Genomic DNA, 17,756 nt, shown 5'->3' with positions numbered 1-17,756 from the left:
CCTATAAAATTATAATTCATAATACTCTACTCTTTTTTGCCAGACAAATGTTAGCAAAGGTAAGTCCTCTAAGACACAATCTAACTAAAGTTGTTTATGACTAAAATTAAGCAAATTGGTGTGATTGGTGAAGCAATGCTGGAATTATCACAGCAAACCCCCACTTCATTATCACTTGCATATGCGGGAGATACCTTAAATTTTGCGATTTATTTGCGCCGATTGTTGCAAAACCAAATTTTGGATATTCATTATGTCACCGCCTTAGGACAGGATGTCTATAGTGATCAGATGTTATTGGATTGGCAAACTGAGGGTGTTAAAACTGATTTAATTCGTCGCATAGAGAATAAACTACCTGGACTGTATTTAATTCGTACCGATAATAAAGGCGAAAGAACCTTCTATTTTTATCGATCGGATTCGGCAGCGCGAGAATTATTTAAAGGCGATAACCGAGCAAATTTATACCAGCAATTAGCAGGTATGGATTACCTCTATTTTTCAGGAATTACTTTAGCGATACTCGATGCAGCGAGTCGAGAATATTTAGCAGATATTTTACAAAAAGCTAAAAAAGCAGGTGCACAAATTATTTTTGATACGAATTATCGACTCTCACTATGGCCTAGTTCCGAGTCTGCAAAAAAAGTGATTCAAGCTTTTTTAAAATATGTAAATATTGCTTTACCGACTTTTATTGATGATCAATTAGTATTTGGTGATGCTACTCCAGAGGCTTGTGTGCAGCGATTGCTCAAAAATGGAGTGTCCGAAATAGTCGTTAAATGTGGAGCCGAGCCTGCTTTAGTTGCTACCGCTAATCATCAACAGAGAGTTTCAAGCTGTTTAGTGGATAAAATAATTGATACCACGGCGGCTGGGGATTCGTTTAATAGTGCTTATTTAGCAGCGCGCCTATTAGGCTTTGATCCGGTCAAATCATGCCTATATGGTCATGAGCTTGCTGCAAAAGTTATAACTCAACCAGGCGCTATTATTCCCCGAACAATAATGCCTAAATTATTTTGAGGATAAGAAATTAATATGCCAGAAATTGTTTGTGAATTGACTATTTTTGGTAAGTTACCTGATGGCCAACTGATAACGCAATATACATTATCTAATTCAAATGGAATGTGTATCAGTGTTATAAATTATGGAGCTACTTTAACTTCAGTAAAAGTTCCGAACTCAAAAGGTAAGAGGCAGGAATTAACTTTAGGATTTGATCATCTCGATGATTATTTAAACCATGAATTTTATTTTGGAGCGACAATAGGTCGTGTCGCCAATCGTATTGCTAATGCACATTTTAATTATCTAAAAAAAGATTATTTTTTAAGTAAAAATAAAAATTTTGCGCATCATTTGCATGGAGGAGAAGAGGGCTTGGATAAAAAGGTGTGGCGAGCCAAGGTTGTAAATTTAGAAGACAAAACAAGTGTCAGTTTTTTTTATTTAAGTCCTGATGGTGATCAAGGATATCCTGGAAATCTCGACATTAAAGTGACTTATACTCTAACGCTAAACAACGAATTAAAAATTAGTTTTCAAGCCGAAACCGATCAAGCCACACCGGTTGATTTGACTAACCATGCCTACTGGAATTTAGCGGGTGCAGGAAATGGGAGCGTATTGGGTCATAGATTGCAAATTTTTTCTGATTTTTATGTCGTTACGGATAACGATTTACTTCCTACTGGTAAAATAGCAGAAGTTAAAGGTACTCCATTCGATTTTCGTGAGCCTCATCAAATCGGTGAGCGAATTAAAGAAATTGCTATTGGCGGTTACGATCTTTGTTATATATTATCTTCTGTAATGGAGCATCAATCCCAATATGTTGCAAAAATTAAAGAACCAATGAGTGGGCGTATACTTGAAGTGTTTACCACACAACCAGGTTTGCAATTTTATACCAGCAATAGCTTGAAAGATTATCCTATTAGCTCAAGTTTGCACACTCAACGCTATGGAGCTTTTTGCATGGAAACACAAAATCTTCCTGGTGCTGTCAAATACGCAAAGTTTCCCTCGCCTTTTTTATTGCCAGGCGAGAAATATCAACATGAAACCATCTATCGATTAACTTGGTAAGAATTTATGAAGGTTAATGTAGCATGTCAACAGATTATGGTATTAGGTGAAGGGCCACTTTGGCATCCCATAGAAAAATGTTTGTATTGGGTCGATATCATAGCCGCGACCTTATACCGTTTAAATCAAGATAAAAGTATAAATAAATTTGTTATGCCTACTGAAATTGGCTCAATCGCATGGCGCTCTAAAGGAGGTTTAATAGCCGCTTTAAGCGACCGTTTTGTGACTATTGATACAATGACTGGTACGACACAGAACATCGCTTTCCCATTACAAGGAATAAAAAATGTCATGTTTAACGATGGCAAATGTGATAGACAAGGAAGATTTTGGGCTGGCACTAAAGATATCGTTGAACAACAACCGATTGCTGCTTTGTATTGTTTGAATCATGGAGATGTAACTCAGATGCTAAATGGGTTTACAGTGAGTAATGGGATTGCTTGGAATTTAGATAATAATCTAATGTATATCTGTGATTCGCCTGCCCGACAAATTTATCAATATGAATTTGATCCCAAGGATGGAAGTTTGGGTGAAATGCGTGTATTTGCGCAAGTTCCCAAAGAAGAAGGATTTCCCGATGGACTTACTGTCGATAGCCAAGGTTATCTTTGGAGTTGTCATTGGGATGGTTGGCAAATTACCCGTTATACTCCTACCGGCGAGATCGATAGTGTTATCCCTATGCCAATACCTAGACCAACAAGTTGTTGTTTTGGTGGGCCAGATTTAACAACTTTATATATTACGTCTGCTTCTATAGGCTTAACCGCAGCCCAGCTAACTGACGCTCCGCAATCAGGGATGCTTTTCGCTGTAGAAACAAATATTAAAGGATTGCCTGAGCCTAGTTATTTAGGCTAAAGCATGAGTTCAAACTTCGAAATCATCTGTAATAAAAGTACTGACAATTGACCAATTAAACTACATTTTTTAAGCGTTTGACTTGCTTTTAGTTGTGACAGGGGTAAAGTATTGATGAATAAATGCCATAAAGAGATTATTTTTTATGATAAAAGTATCAAACCCAAATTGGTTAATTTATACCATTTCGGGATTTGCGGCTTTAGCAGGGTTGTTATTTGGTTATGATACGGGAATTATTTCCGGCGCTATTTTATTCATTAAAAAAGACTTTTTATTAACTAATTTTCAAATTGAAGTGGTTGTCAGCGCTGTTTTATTCGGTGCTTTACTCGGTTCAGGTGTAAGCGGTCGAATGAGTGATTTATTTGGCCGACGTAAAGTACTGGTTTTTACCGCCCTCACGTTTATTGTAGGTTCTTTAGTTACTGCATTTTCACTCAATTTAGTTACCTTAGTGATAGGTCGAATTATATTGGGCATGGCTGTAGGTATAGGTTCATTTACCGCACCCCTTTATCTTGCAGAGATTGCTCCAAAACGAATACGGGGTATGTTGGTTTCCTTGAATCAATTAGCGATTACCATAGGAATCGTTTTCTCTTATTTAATTAATTATTACTTTTCTGTCACTGGACAATGGCCCTGGATGTTAGGCTTAGGTGTTGTTCCAGCTATTATTTTATTATTAGGAACTATTTATTTGCCAGAAAGTCCTCGATGGATGATTTTGAAAGGGTGGGATCAAAAAGCCCGTGCAATTTTACAGCGTTTACGTCATGGGGAAAATATCAATAATGAGTTTGATGAAATTCGGCAAACTGTAGAAGTTGAAAAGGGAACACATCGTCTTTTATTAGCGAAATGGTTACGCCCTATTCTTTTTATTAGTTTAGGTTTAAGTTTTTTTCAGCAAGTCACGGGAATCAATGCCATTATTTATTATGCACCAACCATTTTACAAATGGCCGGTTTTAAATATGCCAGCAATGCTATTTTAGCAACCTTAGGTATCGGAATAATAAATGTATTATTTACTATTATTGCCTTACCTCTCATTGATCGTTGGGGCCGCCGTCCTTTATTACTGTATGGCCTTTTGGGTATGTTTATTAGTTTACTTATTTTGGGAACAGCTTTTTACTTTCCTGAATTGGCATCATTACGTTGGGTGGCCGTAGTGAGTATGGTGATTTATATTGCCAGTTTTGCAATGAGCTTAGGTCCAATAATGTGGCTCATTATTTCAGAAATTTTTCCATTAAATATTCGAGGGGTAGGTGCCAGTTTAGCTATTTCGGCAAGTTGGGGTTTTAATATGCTGGTGTCAATGACATTTTTGACCTTAATTCAGTTTATAGGTACAAGTTATACATTTTGGTTATATGCATTTCTATGCGTGTTAGGTTGGATTTTTATTTACTTTATTGTTCCAGAAACCAAAAATTGCTCTCTAGAACAAATTGAAAATAATTTACGTTTAGGTCGGCCAAGTCGTGAATTAGGTGTTGCATTAAGCATCTCTTCACTATTTACTACCTTAAAAAGACCTTTTGCTTTTTTTCTTACAAAATAAAGTGTCGTTAGAGAATATAAATATGTTAAAAAATAAGGTTATTTTGATTACTGGATCCACTAATGGCATTGGGGCTACAAGCGCTCGGCGTTGTATTGCTGAGGGGGCTAAAGTCATGATCCATGGTCGTAAAGAAGAGTGCGCTAAAAAATTAGTTCAGGAACTGGGTGACTCAAGTAGTTATCTATTGGCTGATTTAATGGACGAAAATTCCTATACTTATTTAATAACAGAAACAGTAAAAAAATTTGGCCGATTAGACGGTTTAGTAAATAATGCGGGTATTTATCCACGAAATAATATTGACTCTGCTAATCTCGAGCTTTGTGAAAAGATTATGCGAGTTAATTTCTATGCCCCCTTACTCTTGTGTAAAGCCGCCGTAGAAGTTTTCCGCAAACAGAAAACCGGTGGAACAATTGTAAACATAGGCTCTATGAATGCTTATACTGGACAGCCTGATCTTTTGATTTATTCTGCTTCAAAAGGTGCACTCATGACGATGACGCGCAACTTAGCTGATAGTTTAGGTCCAGAACTTATTCGAGTTAATCAACTGAATGTGGGATGGACACCGACTGACAATGAAATTTGTTTAAAAATGGCTGAGGGTTTACCAGAAAATTGGCAGGAAAGGATCCCCAAAAAGTATGCCCCCAGTGGACGTTTATTATCACCTGATAATGTAGCATCACACGTCGTATTTTGGATTGCGGATCAGTCAGCGCCGGTTAGCGGTGCTGTGTATGAAGTTGAACAATATCCAATCATTGGACGTAACCGCTTGAATGATTTGGTTATTCAATAGTTTCAAAATTTGAATTACTGAGACTTACATATGAAGATTATATAAAGCTAGATTTCGTCGAGGTTATTTATGAAGATTCAAGATGCTAAAGTGTTTGTTACCTGCCCGGATCGTAATTTTGTGACACTAAAAATAATTACCGATGAGGGTGTATATGGCCTCGGTGATGCAACTTTAAATGGGCGAGAATTAGCGGTTAAAGCTTATTTAGAAGATCTTATTCCTTGTTTAATTGACCGCGATCCCGCTCAAATTGAAGATATTTGGCAATTCTTTTACCGCGGTGCTTATTGGCGTCGCGGACCTGTCACAATGGCCGCGATTGCAGCAATTGATATGGCTTTATGGGATATTAAAGGAAAAGTATTAAATACACCAGTTTATAATTTATTAGGTGGAAAGAGCCGTCAAGGAGTGATGGTATATGGCCATGCCAATGGAATTGATATTGCGGATACCATCAAACAAGTTGAAAAATATATCGATATGGGTTATTTAGCCGTACGTGCTCAGACTGGTGTTCCTGGCTTACCGAATAGTTATGGTGTTTCTAAAGATAAAATGTATTACGAACCTGCTACTAAAGGCTTACCACAAGAATGTGTGTGGTCTACTGAAAAATATCTTAATTACATTCCTAAATTATTTAAAGAATTACGTAAAACTTATGGGGACGATCCTCATTTTCTTCATGATGCTCATCATCGTTTAACGCCCATAGAAGCGGCTCGTTTAGGCAAAGAATTAGAGCCTTACCATTTGTTTTGGTTAGAAGATACAGTGCCAGCAGAATTACAAGAAAGTTTTCGAATTATACGTCAACATACAACAACTCCCCTGGCAGTAGGCGAGGTTTTTAACACGATATGGGATACGCATATTTTATTAACTGAGCAGCTGATTGATTATATTCGTATGTCTGTAGTGCATGGTGGTGGAATTTCACATTTGAAAAAAATTGCAGCAATGGCTGAAATTTTTCATGTAAAAACAGGATGTCATGGTCCTACAGATGTATCTCCTATCACTATGGCGGCTGCTTTACATTTCGATATTTCCATCAATAATTTTGGTATACAGGAATACATGCATCATACCGAGAAAACTAACGACGTATTTCCACATCACTATAGTTTTGATAAAGGTTATTTATATCCTAGCGATCAGCCCGGTTTAGGCATAGATTTTAATGAGAAGTTGGCAGAAAAATATCCTTACGAACGCGCTTATCTTCCCATTAATAGAAAACTAGATGGTACTTTATTTAACTGGTAAAAATTTTTATCGAAAGCTTTTATACACTCTTATCAAGCTTATGAAAGCCCATAGAGTTGTAAAAATGAAAAAATCTATCTGCATAGGTTGAAAAGTAACATAAACAAGCAATCCAGCTCCGATCAGATTAATAAAATTATAAAGAAAGCCTTTTATTTTCATCCAATTAGCTTGTTGAAAAATGTAGGCAGCGAGAATAAGTGATAGTCCAGTAATAAAGAAAAAATTCTTAGACAAGACGATAGAAGTCATAAAAAACCTAAATGTTGTTATTTTTATTTGCGAACAGACACCTATATTCTACGATAGTTTAGAATACAGTGTCTACGGTTTGGGTTACTTCAATACATTGTTATGAAAAGTCTCTCATAAAAGAGAGACTTTAAGCATTTCCAAATTAATTTTTATTAATTAATAATAAATTAGTTAATCTTTTCACAAATCCAGCAGGGTCTTCAAGTTGTCCGCCTTCAGCCAGTAGCGATTGTTCTAAAAATAAATGTGACCATTCAGCCAACAGAGAGTCATCTTGTATGTATTTTAAATCTTGAATTAATTTATGCTGAGTATTTAATTCTAATATTGGTTTACTAGTAGGAACAGTTTGGCCCGTGGCTTGTAAAATACGCTGCATTTGACTGCTCAATGCGTTTTGTTCAGTGACAACACAGGCAGGGGAACTGGTTAAGCGCACCGAAATACGAACTTCTTTTACTTTATCTTTAAGTATCTCTTGAATTTGCTTTAATAAAGGTCTAAATTCATTTTCATTTTGTTGTAACAATTCTTTGTTTTTTTCTTCAGCTATCCCTGAGATATCAGAATCTTTAGCAACAGATTGTAAATTTTTTCCATCAAACTCAGTTAAGTGCGCAACCAACCATTCATCGATACGATCATGCAATAGTAATACTTCTATGCCTTTATCGCGAAAAATTTCTAAATTAGGACTATTGTTTGCTGCGGCAAAATTTTCTGCGGTGATATAGTAAATCTTATCTTGCTGAGGCTTCATACGTGATACATAATCTTCTAAACTAACCGTTTGTGCGTTATTATTTAAATAAGTCGAACTAAATCTTAAAAGTTTAGATAATGAATCCCGATTTACAAAATCTTCTGCTAAACCTTCTTTTAAAATATTGCCAAATTCTTTCCAAAATTGTAAATATTTTTCAGTTTTTTCTTTAGAAAGATAGATTAAGGTTTCAAGAATTCGTTTGGTAATAGCCGAGCGTATATTATCAATCTGCTTATTATTTTGTAAAACTTCTCGAGAAATATTTAATGGAAGATCATTGCTGTCTATAATCCCTTTTACGAATCGTAGATAACGAGGCAGGAATTGTTCAGCGTCATCCATAATAAAGACGCGTTTAACATAGAGTTTTAAGCCGCGAGGCTTTTCATGATTCCAAAAATCAAATGGACCAGCCTGTAAAGGTATATAGAGTAATGTAGTATATTCCTGTTTCCCCTCTATTTTGTTATGGATCCAAGTAAAAGGGTCATTTTGGTCATGCGTGAGGTGATTATAAAATTTTTTATATTCTTCAACATTAATTTGGTCTTTAGAAAGCGTCCATATCGCAGTAGCATTATTAACCGTTTCCCAAGTAGTTTCAGTTTCTTTTTCAATTCTCTTGTTTTCTTCAATATCGGAAGAAGTTTCGTTTGAGATTACGTTCTTCTTCATACTAATAGGCAAAGTAATATGATCAGAATATTTAGTAATAATACTTCTTAAGCGCCAATCTTCTAAAAATTCAGTTTCATCTTTCTTTAAATGTAATATGATCTCAGTGCCTCGTTCAGGTTTGGATATATTTTCAATGGTGTATTCGCCCTTAGATTCGGAGCCTCGGTTATATTCCCAGCAAACACCCCTTTCTGAAGGTTCCCCTGCTGCGCGAGTCTTAACCGTTACTTTATCGGCGACCATAAATGCAGCATAAAACCCAACTCCAAATTGCCCAATAAGCTGAGTGTCTTTGTTAGCATCGCCTGTTAAAGAATCTAAGAATTCTTTGGTCCCTGATTTTGCGATGGTGCCAAGATTTGTAATAACCTCATCGGAAGTCATGCCTATTCCATTGTCAGTTAATGTAACGGTCTTCTTGTCCTTATCAATGGATAAAGCAATTTTAGGTTCAGCGTCTTCTTCATAAATTTGTGGATTGGATAAGGCTTTAAAACGTAATTTTTCGATGGCATCGTGAGCATTAGAAATTAGTTCGCGTAAAAAAATTTCTTTATTTTTATAAATTTTATCAATCATTAGGTCTAAGAGCTGGGCACTTTCCGTTTTAAAACCTAATGTCTGTTTTTCAGCTAGGGTCGTCATAAATCCAATACCTCTTATGATAGTAAATAGGTCAATACGGACAACATGAGGGCGAAATTTTTAATTTCAAGTAATTTTACTTGAAAAAACCAGCATTTTTTGAGTAAGATATAATTTTATACATAACTATATCTTTCAAAGCTTTTTTAAAGGCTAGCCAAATAAAGTATTTCTCTAAGTATAGTTTCAGAACCCACCGTATAGCCCAAATCATAAATTTCTTGTGGTGTAAGTTTTTCTAAAATTAAAGGATTGTTTACAATTTCTAGTGCCGTTAAACTTTTTTGTGTACACTTGTTAACACGCGTAATTTCTAAGGTAAAAATGGTTTGATTAAGGTTATGACTATAGTTTTTAGCTATAAGCTTGTAATAAGCTTGGCATGGAAAAAGAATTATATTTTCTTTTTTGTGTAAAGATTTTTTATTCGAAATGTTTAAAATTTTTATTAAATCAATGGGCGATAGAGATTTTAATATTTCTTTATCATTAGAGATATCCTTAGCATATAATTTAGAAACAAGATTCTTTCCCACTAACTGCAAAGTAAATATTGTTTCCCCATTGGCGCTAATTTCCTCATCAACAATACGTAATGCAAAAGGATGAGCATTAGCTTTCTGCAGCAACTTATATTTTTCCTTAATGATAGAAAAATAATTTTCTACATATTTAAAATCCAAATTATACTCCTCAAATCAAATTGTATTTGTATTATTTTGTGTTGTATCAATTAAAGATGATTGTTCTTCGATGTCTTCAATTTTTCTTACACCTATACAGCAAGTAAAAAATTGAATTAACGATTGGATAGGGTTTTTGTTATTTTTTGATTCAGGAGCAAGCGCTCTAATAACTTCTTCATGATTAGGATAAGTTATACAAAGATTGTTAATTTCTTCTGGAGATGGATTTTTATAATGTTCTGGGAGAAAACCAGGTTTGCATAAACAGGTAACCAACCCAAAGTCATTATCATGTTTTTGGTTATTAATTTTAGCCCCAAATAATATGCCTCTCTCTATACTGTAGGTTGAATTATTTTCATTTAAAATAATTTCTTTTAATCCTTGACTTGTAGAAATAAATAAAGAAATTTCTTCACCGCCAAGCCAAGTCCAAGTTTCAGTAGTTTCCAAAGCATGTAAACAAGATACCTGTTTTCCTTTTAGAAGGTAAAATATTTCTGTTTCAGTAACAGTTCCCTCTTCATCAGTAATTTTAACAAATTCTTTAAAATAACCGTCCTCATTAGTTACGGTATTCAGTTTTTTTAAATCCCATTTTTCTTCTAATATGTCCGCAGTTATTTCTTCATCTTCACTTAATAGATTTATATATTTTGCAATTCTTTCAAGCCGCTTTTTTTCTTCTTCAGTTTTCGGGTTAATTATTTTTTCCACTGTATTTGAAAATTCTGTTCTTAACATTTTTTATTTCCTATTACTAATTTGATATTATCTAAATGGATTAAAGTCAGTTTCAGTATCATACACATCGAGTTGCTCTTCCATTTTCAGGAAACCGGTAATTAGCGAAGCAGGCCATACACCTAACAATGAGTATAATATTTCAATAGAGTAGACCGATAAAATCATATATCCCAACTGTGAAAATTGTATATGGCCACTAAATCCAAATAATATAGTGATTAAAACCAAAATAAATCCACCTATAGCCGATGATCCTAGGCTGCGCAGCCAAAAATGTCTACCTTTCATTAATATTTTCCATTTTGAAATTATATAGATATTAATAAAACTGCTACTTATGACAGCTAAGATTCCAGCTAATACAAATCTTAATATAGGATCGACTACTTGATTATAAGACGGTTGATCATGCCAAAAATTTGGAGAAGGTAAATGAATAATCAATTTAATTGCAATCGAAAAAAATAATTCACATGCTAATGTAATCCATATTATTTGTTTAGCAGCATTATAACCATAAACTTCTGCCACTATATCTCCAATAATATACGTTAAAGGAAAAATAAGTGGTGCGCCAGGCACTAATGCAGGACCAAGAAATACTAATTTATATGCTACGACATCAGCAGCTAAACTAATTGTAATGTTTATCATCCCTAAAATAAGGATATATTGATTAATATTTTTTGGTGCTGTGGCTTTTTTTATCCTCGAAATTAACATAAGATCTACTTTTTTTATAATTCATTCTTATTTGTATAACTACGCCTATAATTTTGTAAAGATCTGAAAATTTAATAATTTCGGATTCAATATTCAAATTTTTAAGATAACTTTTATTTTCATAAATAATTTTTTGCATCAGCTGCGGTTTAGTTTCTCCTTTTTTATATACTATTATAAAATCTCGATTGCGCCCTTTTAAACTAGGATCAATGACTAACAAGGATCCAGCTAAGAAATTATTTGTATTATTATTGCTAATTACTAAAGCAAAACTATTTTCATTTAATGGCATATCTCTTATTAATAATGACGAAAAAGCTAGATGGTTTCGAGTTTTAGGAATATTAAGAATATCTCTCCAGTGTATCAGAGGAATAGTCAAGCTATCGATTTGTTTATTATTTTTTTTAGGTAGAGCTTCTCTTCCAGTTAATTGGTCAAGTGATATAGAAAAATAGTTTGCGATGGGAGCCAAGGATGCTAGCGTAGGATTATTTTCTTTATTTAACCTTAAGCGTTTTAATGTTGAGAGAGGAATACCAGTGTGTTTGTGGAGTTGATTGATATTTATCCCCCACTTTTTTATTAGATATTCTAAAGTATTATTGAGTGTGTGTTTAAAAGACAATTGTAATAGACCTCTGCAAAGTCACTTTTACAATTTATTATGCTCGAACATTATCGTTATTAAAAACAATGCGGAGAAAATAAATTAAACAAGATCCTTGCTAAATTATTTTTTTAAAACCAGAAAATTATGCCAGCATTATAATTTTAAATCAAATTTTTTTATTTGCTCAACACGTTTTATATTGTTGCAAAATAGTCCATAAATGGACTATCATAAATTATAAAAAATTGTGTTTAGAATTTTAAAAAAGGAGAGAAATATATGTGGATAAAAAAAAGAATTTTATTAGTTGAAGATCAGCTTATTATACAACGCGTACATAGTATTTTTTTAAGAAAAATGGGCTATCAAGTTGATATTGCCATAAATGGACAGCAAACCTTAGATAAGTGTCTGAATTGCACTTATAACCTTATAATTCTTGATGCCGGTCTGCCTGATATGCAAGGAGTTGAAGTTGGAAAGAGAATTCGTATACTGGAAAAAAATAATAAAGCGAACCGAATGCCGATAATATTATTAAGTGCATATCCTGCTAATAATTTAAAAAAATGGTGCCAAGAAGCCGAAATAGATAATTTTTCAACGAAACCTATCCCATACAAAGATTTATATATTATGCTAGAAAATATTTTAAATCAGAAACCGGTCAATAATGAAATGATTTAACTTAAATGAAAAACCCCTGAAAACTTTTAAAACATTTCCAGAGGTTTTTTGATTCTTTATAGATTTTTTTGCTTAAAATCTTGAATACATAAGCAGAGCGATAAACTTAAAATTTTATTTTAAATTAGCTAGATTAGCGAAATTTGCTGAAAAAGTTAAAGGAGGTTCTTTTTCCTCCTTTTTTTCAGATGATGGCTCATGATTAATTACACAGGCCAATATCCAAGCTACACCTAATTCTAGTCCTGCTAATACAACTCCGACTAAAACACCATCTATTATCATATTTGTCCCCCGTTCAATTGTTAAAATTTCTTAATTAACTTTAGGAAAAATTAAGTTATTTTGTTGCTATAACGAATTTAAAAACTTTTAAAAAATCGTTATATTTTTTTGTAAACAAAATATAATTTCAAAATTCCTATTAATTGATTCCCTATTAATATTGGACTTTTACTTGGAAAAGGGGTAGCGGGCCGAGATGAAAGGGTTGTAAGTGGTTGGATAAGAAAGATGCAATTCAATACCTATAGCAAATATCCTATATATTTGTAATCTAAGTCTTAGGTAAAAGCTATTTGGACTCCATTACTTATAAATAAAACGCCTGCAATACCAAGGCCTAGTAATAATGGTCTTCCTCCTTTAACTCTAAATCCTTTTGCTAAAGAATTTTTTCTATAGCGTCCACGCCAGGCCATTAGAGATGGAAGCAAAACAAAAAGTATTGCACAATAAATTCCAGCATAACTTAATGCCCCTATAAAAGCACCCGGATAAAGTAATACTACTGTCATAGGTGGTAAAAAAGTAGCTAAATAAACAATAACTCCACCTCTTCCTCGCTTGGTAGTGCGTAGACCATCAGCTAAAAAATCAGATAAACTCAATCCGCTGGCTAGAAAAGAGGTAGCTAAGCAAATAGAAGTAAAAATTCTGGTCATAAATGTGATTAATGGACTATTTAATGTGTTACTTAATTGCATAACAAACTCACTGGTTGAGTGTTTGGAATGTAACATGTTAATTAGCCCATAATTTCCTTCACGAGGGAGTACTCCCATGATACATAGATCCCAAAATAAATAACAAAATAAAGGAATTAAGCTACCTATTAAAATAGCTTTTCGCAATTTAGGAATATCATCTTTAAAATAAGTGCGTAAGCTTGGTATGATGTTCGCAAAAGTAAATGAGGTTATCATTACTGTTGCTCCGCTTGTTAAGTAAAACAAGTTTCCATCTTTTAACTTAGTGCTAGAAATAGAGGGAATAATAAATAAAATAAGTAAAATATAAATGCTAAATTTACTAAACATCAAACCACGATTCACATAATCGACATAATGTATGCCTTGATAAACCACGTAACTTAAAATAGCAGTGAATAGGAATATGGATAACCAGTTGGGTATTTTAAAACCTAAATTAAGCAATAACCCACTTAGAAAATCTCCACCACCCGCCATATAGGCTGCAATTACGGAATAAAATAATAATAGATAACTTATCCAGGCAATAGATTCACCCCAACGACCTAATAAAATTCTCGACATGGAAATAATATTAGTATTGGGAGGAAGCCATAAATTAACTTCAAGGACCAAAAAAGCGCTGGCGGTCATAATGAACCAGCATAGCAACAGAAGAATCAAAGAATTTGTAAATCCAGCTTCGGCCGTCGCAATAGGTAATGCTAGCATTCCGCCCCCTATTGCTGTTCCAACTATGAGTAAAATACCCCCAAGAAGTTTAGTATCAAATTTGTTAAACATATGAGAGAGTTATAAAAAAATGCAAAATGAATATATTTTAATATCTAAGTTAACCGTACAACAAACACTTTTATGACACAAGTAAAAAGTTAGGATTATGCTGATGCAAGCATTAATTTTTAATAACTAATTATAAGTTATGGTTGGGAGTTGCATCGAACGGATTTACAGTTTGGAAAGCTAGTATTGAAAGCCTCTTTTTGTACTTACCAATATAAGTCTATATATTTCATTTATTGAAGATTTATGAAAGCCAAGTTTTTGAGAATTATGGGGTAAAAAAAATCCATTTTCGCTTGTTTTTGTAAGTAAAATAACTACAAAATTTAGATATATTACCCTAGTGGAATAAGTACTAAGAGTACTACTTTGTTACCTAACTTATTAAGTGGTAATATGGGACTTATGACACAAGTTAATGTTCCTATCTACGACCCTGCTCAAAATAAAAGTAAGGAGGGTCAGCTTTATTTAACTCCTTCCGCGATTAAACATATTAAAAAGATCCTGGCCAAACATGTACGGGGGAAATGTTTTCGCTTGAGCATTAAGCGTTCTGGCTGCTCAGGTTTTGCGTATGTAGTGGATTATGTAGATAGCTTCCATTCTGAAGATTTAAAATTTTCTATTGATAATGATTTAGCTGTTTTTGTTGATCGATTGAGTTTCCCTATCTTAAAGGGAGTTTGCATCGATTATGTACAAAATGGACTTAATGGCACGCTGAAATTCATTAACCCAAATCAAACGGCTGCCTGCGGATGTGGCGAAAGTTTTAGTATAGAGGAAAATTAGAGGATTAGTTTCCTCATTATATGATATGTAAAATTATTACGATAAATAACAAATTGGGATTACATGCACGTGCTTCTATGAAGTGGGTCAAAATCGCAAGATGTTTTATTAGCCAAATTACGCTCAAATGTAATGGTAAACAAGTAGATGGAAAGAGTATTTTAGAAGTGATGGGGCTTACAGCACGACAAGGTAGTCCAGTTGAAGTCATCGTTCAGGGAGAAGATGAAGCTGCAGCCTTGACGGTGCTTGAAAAATTAGTTACTGATAGGTTCGGTGAAGAGGGGTGATAAGGTGCTGCCGACTTCTTGGTAATCTTATTGTACTTTATTTTTTGTTTATTCCTTTAAGTTTTGCCGATACGCAGGCTAATGATAAAATCGTCAATCAATTAATTTCATTAAATCAAAATTATCCAATTCAGCGACGAATTGAAATTCAAAGCGCCGCATTATTAAATACCCCTTATTTAGAAGGAGCGCTGGGTGAAGGGAATAATGGCAAATACGATCAAAATCCCTTATATCGATTTGATTATTTTGATTGTGAAACCTATGTTGATACGGTCATGGCTCTAGCACTAAGCAGGAATCTTCCAGACTTTAAAAACAAAATCAATCAAATTCGTTATAAACAAGGTAATGTGAGTTTTACTCAACGTAATCATTTTCCCAGTGCTGATTGGATTCCCAACAATAAAAGTAATGGATATATTCGCGAGTTGAGTTATTTAATTGCCGGTCGAAAAACTAATGTTAGCAGAACTCAAATAAATTTGCGAAATTGGTATCACCATTTAACTACCGATAGAATTCAGATTCCTTATCTAAGTCTCCAACAAAAAGAAACGCGATTATCGCAATTAAAAAAAGAAGGTGCGGACTTATATGGGAGTAAAAATGTAAGCATTTCTTATATTCCGGTCTTTGATTTATTAAAAAATTCGGAATTGAGGCAAAGAATTCCTAGTGGCAGTTTAATCTTTTTTGTCGGTCATGATTCTTATTTAAGTTCCCGAATGGGAACTTCTATGAATGTATTGCATATGAGCTTTGCTATTTGGAATAATGGTCAGCTTTATTGCCGTATGGCTTCATCAAAAGCAGGAAAAGTGTTAGATGTTTTTTTTCAAGATTATTTAAAAACCTATTTATCACTCGGTACTTTGGATGGTATAAGCGTATGGCGTATCACAGAATCAACTTAGATAGGGTTTGCATTTGAATTTTTTGCTGTGTTGCGCTCAATTCGCAATCCTCCATGTATGTTGAATATATTCCGGTTACTTCATTCTCGCGGCGCCCTTGCTAAAAATTCAATTGCTGATAGATAAATAATTTATTTCTCTATTTGATAGTTTTGCGTGCCTGCGATCATCATATTTTCTAATAAGATTGAGCCAGTTTGAATAGCGCTCTTATGATTAATATCATTGCCTATGGCCACAATATTTTGATACATATCTTTTAAGTTACCAGCAATAGTAATTTCTTCCACGGGAAATAGAATCTCTCCATTTTCAACCCAAAAACCAGCTGCACCACGAGAGTAATCGCCAGTTACTAAATTAATACCTTGTCCCATAACTTCCGTGATTAATAAACCTTTCTCCATTTGTTTCACTAGATCATTAAGCTTAAATAGACTCGTTTTTAGCAAAATATTATGAAACCCACCCGCATTTCCTGTTGTTTGCAGGCCTAGCTTTCTGGCTGAATAACTATTTAATAAATATCCGCATAAAATACCTTCATCAATTAAAACACGATCGCTAGTACGGACTCCTTCATCATCAAAAGGAGCACTTCCTAAAGCACTCAGCAAATGAGGTTTTTCATAAATAGAGATTCTTTTAGCAAAAACGGATTTTCCAATATGGTCGACTAAGAAAGAGGCGTTGCGATAAAGTGTTCCACCCGAAATTGCCTCAAGAAAAGTTCTAATCAAGCCGGGGGCGATTTCTGAATGATAAATCACAGGGACTTGGCAGGTTGAAATACGTCTTGCACTTAGGCGTTTAACGGTATTATCAGCAGCTTCTTTGGCTAATTTTTCAATTGATTGGAGTTGATCTGGATTGCGATTTATTGTGAAGCTACCATCCCGTTGCATACCCATTTTATCTTTTGCTATTAGATTACAAGAAATGTTATGCAACGAGCTAGGATATCCCGCTAGAAACCCATTACTGTTTGCATAAACATAAATAGCTTCCTGTGTAGCTAAGCTGACTCCTTCTGAAAATGTTAATCTATTGTCTATAGCGAGCGCATTTGCTTCACATTCTTTACCTAATGCAATAGCATTTTGTGGATCGATTGACCAAGGATGACAAAGGTCTAAATCAGAGGGTGTTTTTTCTAAAAATTGAGATTCAGCTAGGCCATTAAAAGGATCTTCAGTAGTAAAATGTGCTATATGACAAGCCGCTTCAAAAGTGCTTTTTATGGCTTGAGAGCTAAAATCTGAGGTACTTGCAGAACCTTTTTTGCGACCAAAATAAACATTTATTCCTAAACTTTTATTCCGATTATGTTCAATTGTTTCAACTTCTTGGTTGCGAACAGTGACTGAAAAGCCGGTATCATGGCTAATGCTAGCTTCAGTTTGAGTAACTCCTTGTTTTTTTGCCATGTTCATCAATTCAGTTAACAAATTTTTATAATCTACTTGCTTATTTATTAACCCTAATGGATGCTGATTTTCTATTTGGGTAGTCATAAAACCAATTTCTCGATATTAAAATGTAAGAGA

19 protein-coding genes are annotated in these 17,756 nt (G+C 34.0%); 10 read left to right on the top strand and 9 right to left on the bottom strand.

Translation table 11 applies throughout. The features are described from left to right. The first annotated feature begins 96 nt into the window (after nt 1-96). The 6 genes from AACL18_RS07800 to manD all read left to right on the top strand — a co-directional run bounded on the left by AACL18_RS07800 (nt 97) and on the right by manD (nt 6,629). The gene (locus tag AACL18_RS07800; RefSeq protein WP_339050421.1) at nt 97-1,032 is read left to right on the top strand and encodes a sugar kinase; all 936 of its coding nucleotides are present in this window, start codon (nt 97-99) and stop codon (nt 1,030-1,032) included. Between the two features lie 15 nt (nt 1,033-1,047). Then, nucleotides 1,048-2,100: an aldose epimerase family protein gene (locus AACL18_RS07795; RefSeq protein WP_339050420.1), complete on the top strand. Its 1,053-nt coding sequence runs from the start codon at nt 1,048-1,050 to the stop codon at nt 2,098-2,100. A 6-nt stretch (nt 2,101-2,106) separates the two neighbouring features. Beyond that, entirely contained in the window at nt 2,107-2,970 is an 864-nt protein-coding gene (locus AACL18_RS07790; protein WP_339050419.1) for an SMP-30/gluconolactonase/LRE family protein, read from the top strand. 145 nt (nt 2,971-3,115) lie between these two features. Next, nucleotides 3,116-4,546 carry a sugar porter family MFS transporter gene (locus tag AACL18_RS07785; protein ID WP_339050418.1) on the top strand — a complete coding sequence of 477 codons (1,431 nt, stop codon included), beginning with the start codon at nt 3,116-3,118 and terminating at the stop codon, nt 4,544-4,546. Between the two features lie 22 nt (nt 4,547-4,568). Further along, complete coding sequence (locus AACL18_RS07780) at nt 4,569-5,354, top strand: SDR family NAD(P)-dependent oxidoreductase (protein ID WP_339050416.1); 786 nt, start codon at nt 4,569-4,571, stop codon at nt 5,352-5,354. A 69-nt stretch (nt 5,355-5,423) separates the two neighbouring features. Further along, complete coding sequence (gene manD, locus AACL18_RS07775; RefSeq protein ID WP_339050414.1) at nt 5,424-6,629, top strand: D-mannonate dehydratase ManD; 1,206 nt, start codon at nt 5,424-5,426, stop codon at nt 6,627-6,629. 6 nt (nt 6,630-6,635) lie between these two features. Here manD and AACL18_RS08135 read toward each other — a convergent pair whose 3' ends face one another. The 6 genes from AACL18_RS08135 to AACL18_RS07750 form a co-directional block, all read right to left on the bottom strand. Then, complete coding sequence (locus AACL18_RS08135) at nt 6,636-6,881, bottom strand: CBU_0592 family membrane protein (protein ID WP_422395886.1); 246 nt, start codon at nt 6,879-6,881, stop codon at nt 6,636-6,638. 145 nt (nt 6,882-7,026) lie between these two features. Continuing rightward, nucleotides 7,027-8,973 carry a molecular chaperone HtpG gene (htpG, locus tag AACL18_RS07770; protein ID WP_339050413.1) on the bottom strand — a complete coding sequence of 649 codons (1,947 nt, stop codon included), beginning with the start codon at nt 8,971-8,973 and terminating at the stop codon, nt 7,027-7,029. 146 nt (nt 8,974-9,119) lie between these two features. Further along, the gene (locus tag AACL18_RS07765) at nt 9,120-9,656 is read right to left on the bottom strand and encodes a hypothetical protein (RefSeq protein WP_339050412.1); all 537 of its coding nucleotides are present in this window, start codon (nt 9,654-9,656) and stop codon (nt 9,120-9,122) included. Between the two features lie 15 nt (nt 9,657-9,671). Further along, on the bottom strand, nt 9,672-10,403 hold the full coding sequence (locus tag AACL18_RS07760; protein WP_339050411.1) for a cupin domain-containing protein: 732 nt from the start codon (nt 10,401-10,403) through the stop codon (nt 9,672-9,674). A gap of 27 nt (nt 10,404-10,430) precedes the next feature. Beyond that, on the bottom strand, nt 10,431-11,060 hold the full coding sequence (locus tag AACL18_RS07755; RefSeq protein ID WP_339050410.1) for a queuosine precursor transporter: 630 nt from the start codon (nt 11,058-11,060) through the stop codon (nt 10,431-10,433). Nucleotides 11,061-11,082: 22 nt separating this feature from the next. Further along, nucleotides 11,083-11,760 (bottom strand): helix-turn-helix transcriptional regulator, encoded by a 678-nt coding sequence (locus AACL18_RS07750; RefSeq protein ID WP_339050409.1) that lies wholly within the window; start codon nt 11,758-11,760, stop codon nt 11,083-11,085. 264 nt (nt 11,761-12,024) lie between these two features. On the opposite strand from AACL18_RS07750, the gene AACL18_RS07745 reads away from it, so the two are divergent. Further along, nucleotides 12,025-12,432, top strand: coding sequence for a response regulator (locus AACL18_RS07745; protein WP_339050408.1), 408 nt, complete (start codon nt 12,025-12,027; stop codon nt 12,430-12,432). A gap of 114 nt (nt 12,433-12,546) precedes the next feature. Here AACL18_RS07745 and AACL18_RS07740 read toward each other — a convergent pair whose 3' ends face one another. Further along, nucleotides 12,547-12,717, bottom strand: a complete 171-nt coding sequence (locus AACL18_RS07740; RefSeq protein ID WP_339050407.1) for a hypothetical protein — start codon at nt 12,715-12,717, stop codon at nt 12,547-12,549. Nucleotides 12,718-12,995: 278 nt separating this feature from the next. Beyond that, complete coding sequence (locus tag AACL18_RS07735) at nt 12,996-14,207, bottom strand: amino acid permease (RefSeq protein WP_339050405.1); 1,212 nt, start codon at nt 14,205-14,207, stop codon at nt 12,996-12,998. 369 nt (nt 14,208-14,576) lie between these two features. Between AACL18_RS07735 and AACL18_RS07730 the strand changes: the two genes are divergently transcribed. From AACL18_RS07730 to AACL18_RS07720, 3 genes are all read left to right on the top strand, one after another. After that, complete coding sequence (locus AACL18_RS07730) at nt 14,577-15,002, top strand: iron-sulfur cluster assembly accessory protein (protein WP_339050403.1); 426 nt, start codon at nt 14,577-14,579, stop codon at nt 15,000-15,002. 77 nt (nt 15,003-15,079) lie between these two features. Next, nucleotides 15,080-15,292: an HPr family phosphocarrier protein gene (locus tag AACL18_RS07725; RefSeq protein ID WP_245756787.1), complete on the top strand. Its 213-nt coding sequence runs from the start codon at nt 15,080-15,082 to the stop codon at nt 15,290-15,292. Further along, nucleotides 15,289-16,209: an N-acetylmuramoyl-L-alanine amidase-like domain-containing protein gene (locus AACL18_RS07720; RefSeq protein ID WP_339050398.1), complete on the top strand. Its 921-nt coding sequence runs from the start codon at nt 15,289-15,291 to the stop codon at nt 16,207-16,209. The genes AACL18_RS07725 and AACL18_RS07720 overlap by 4 nt, the downstream gene beginning before the upstream one ends. Nucleotides 16,210-16,340: 131 nt before the next feature. Here AACL18_RS07720 and pmbA read toward each other — a convergent pair whose 3' ends face one another. Next, the gene (gene pmbA, locus AACL18_RS07715; RefSeq protein ID WP_339050396.1) at nt 16,341-17,723 is read right to left on the bottom strand and encodes a metalloprotease PmbA; all 1,383 of its coding nucleotides are present in this window, start codon (nt 17,721-17,723) and stop codon (nt 16,341-16,343) included. Nucleotides 17,724-17,756: the final 33 nt, after the last annotated feature.

Origin of the sequence: Rickettsiella endosymbiont of Xylota segnis (genome assembly GCF_964019545.1) — a bacterium.
GTDB lineage: Bacteria > Pseudomonadota > Gammaproteobacteria > Diplorickettsiales > Diplorickettsiaceae > Aquirickettsiella.
The sequence above is the reverse complement of the archived record's forward strand: the minus strand, read 5'-3'. Positions and strand labels throughout refer to the sequence as shown.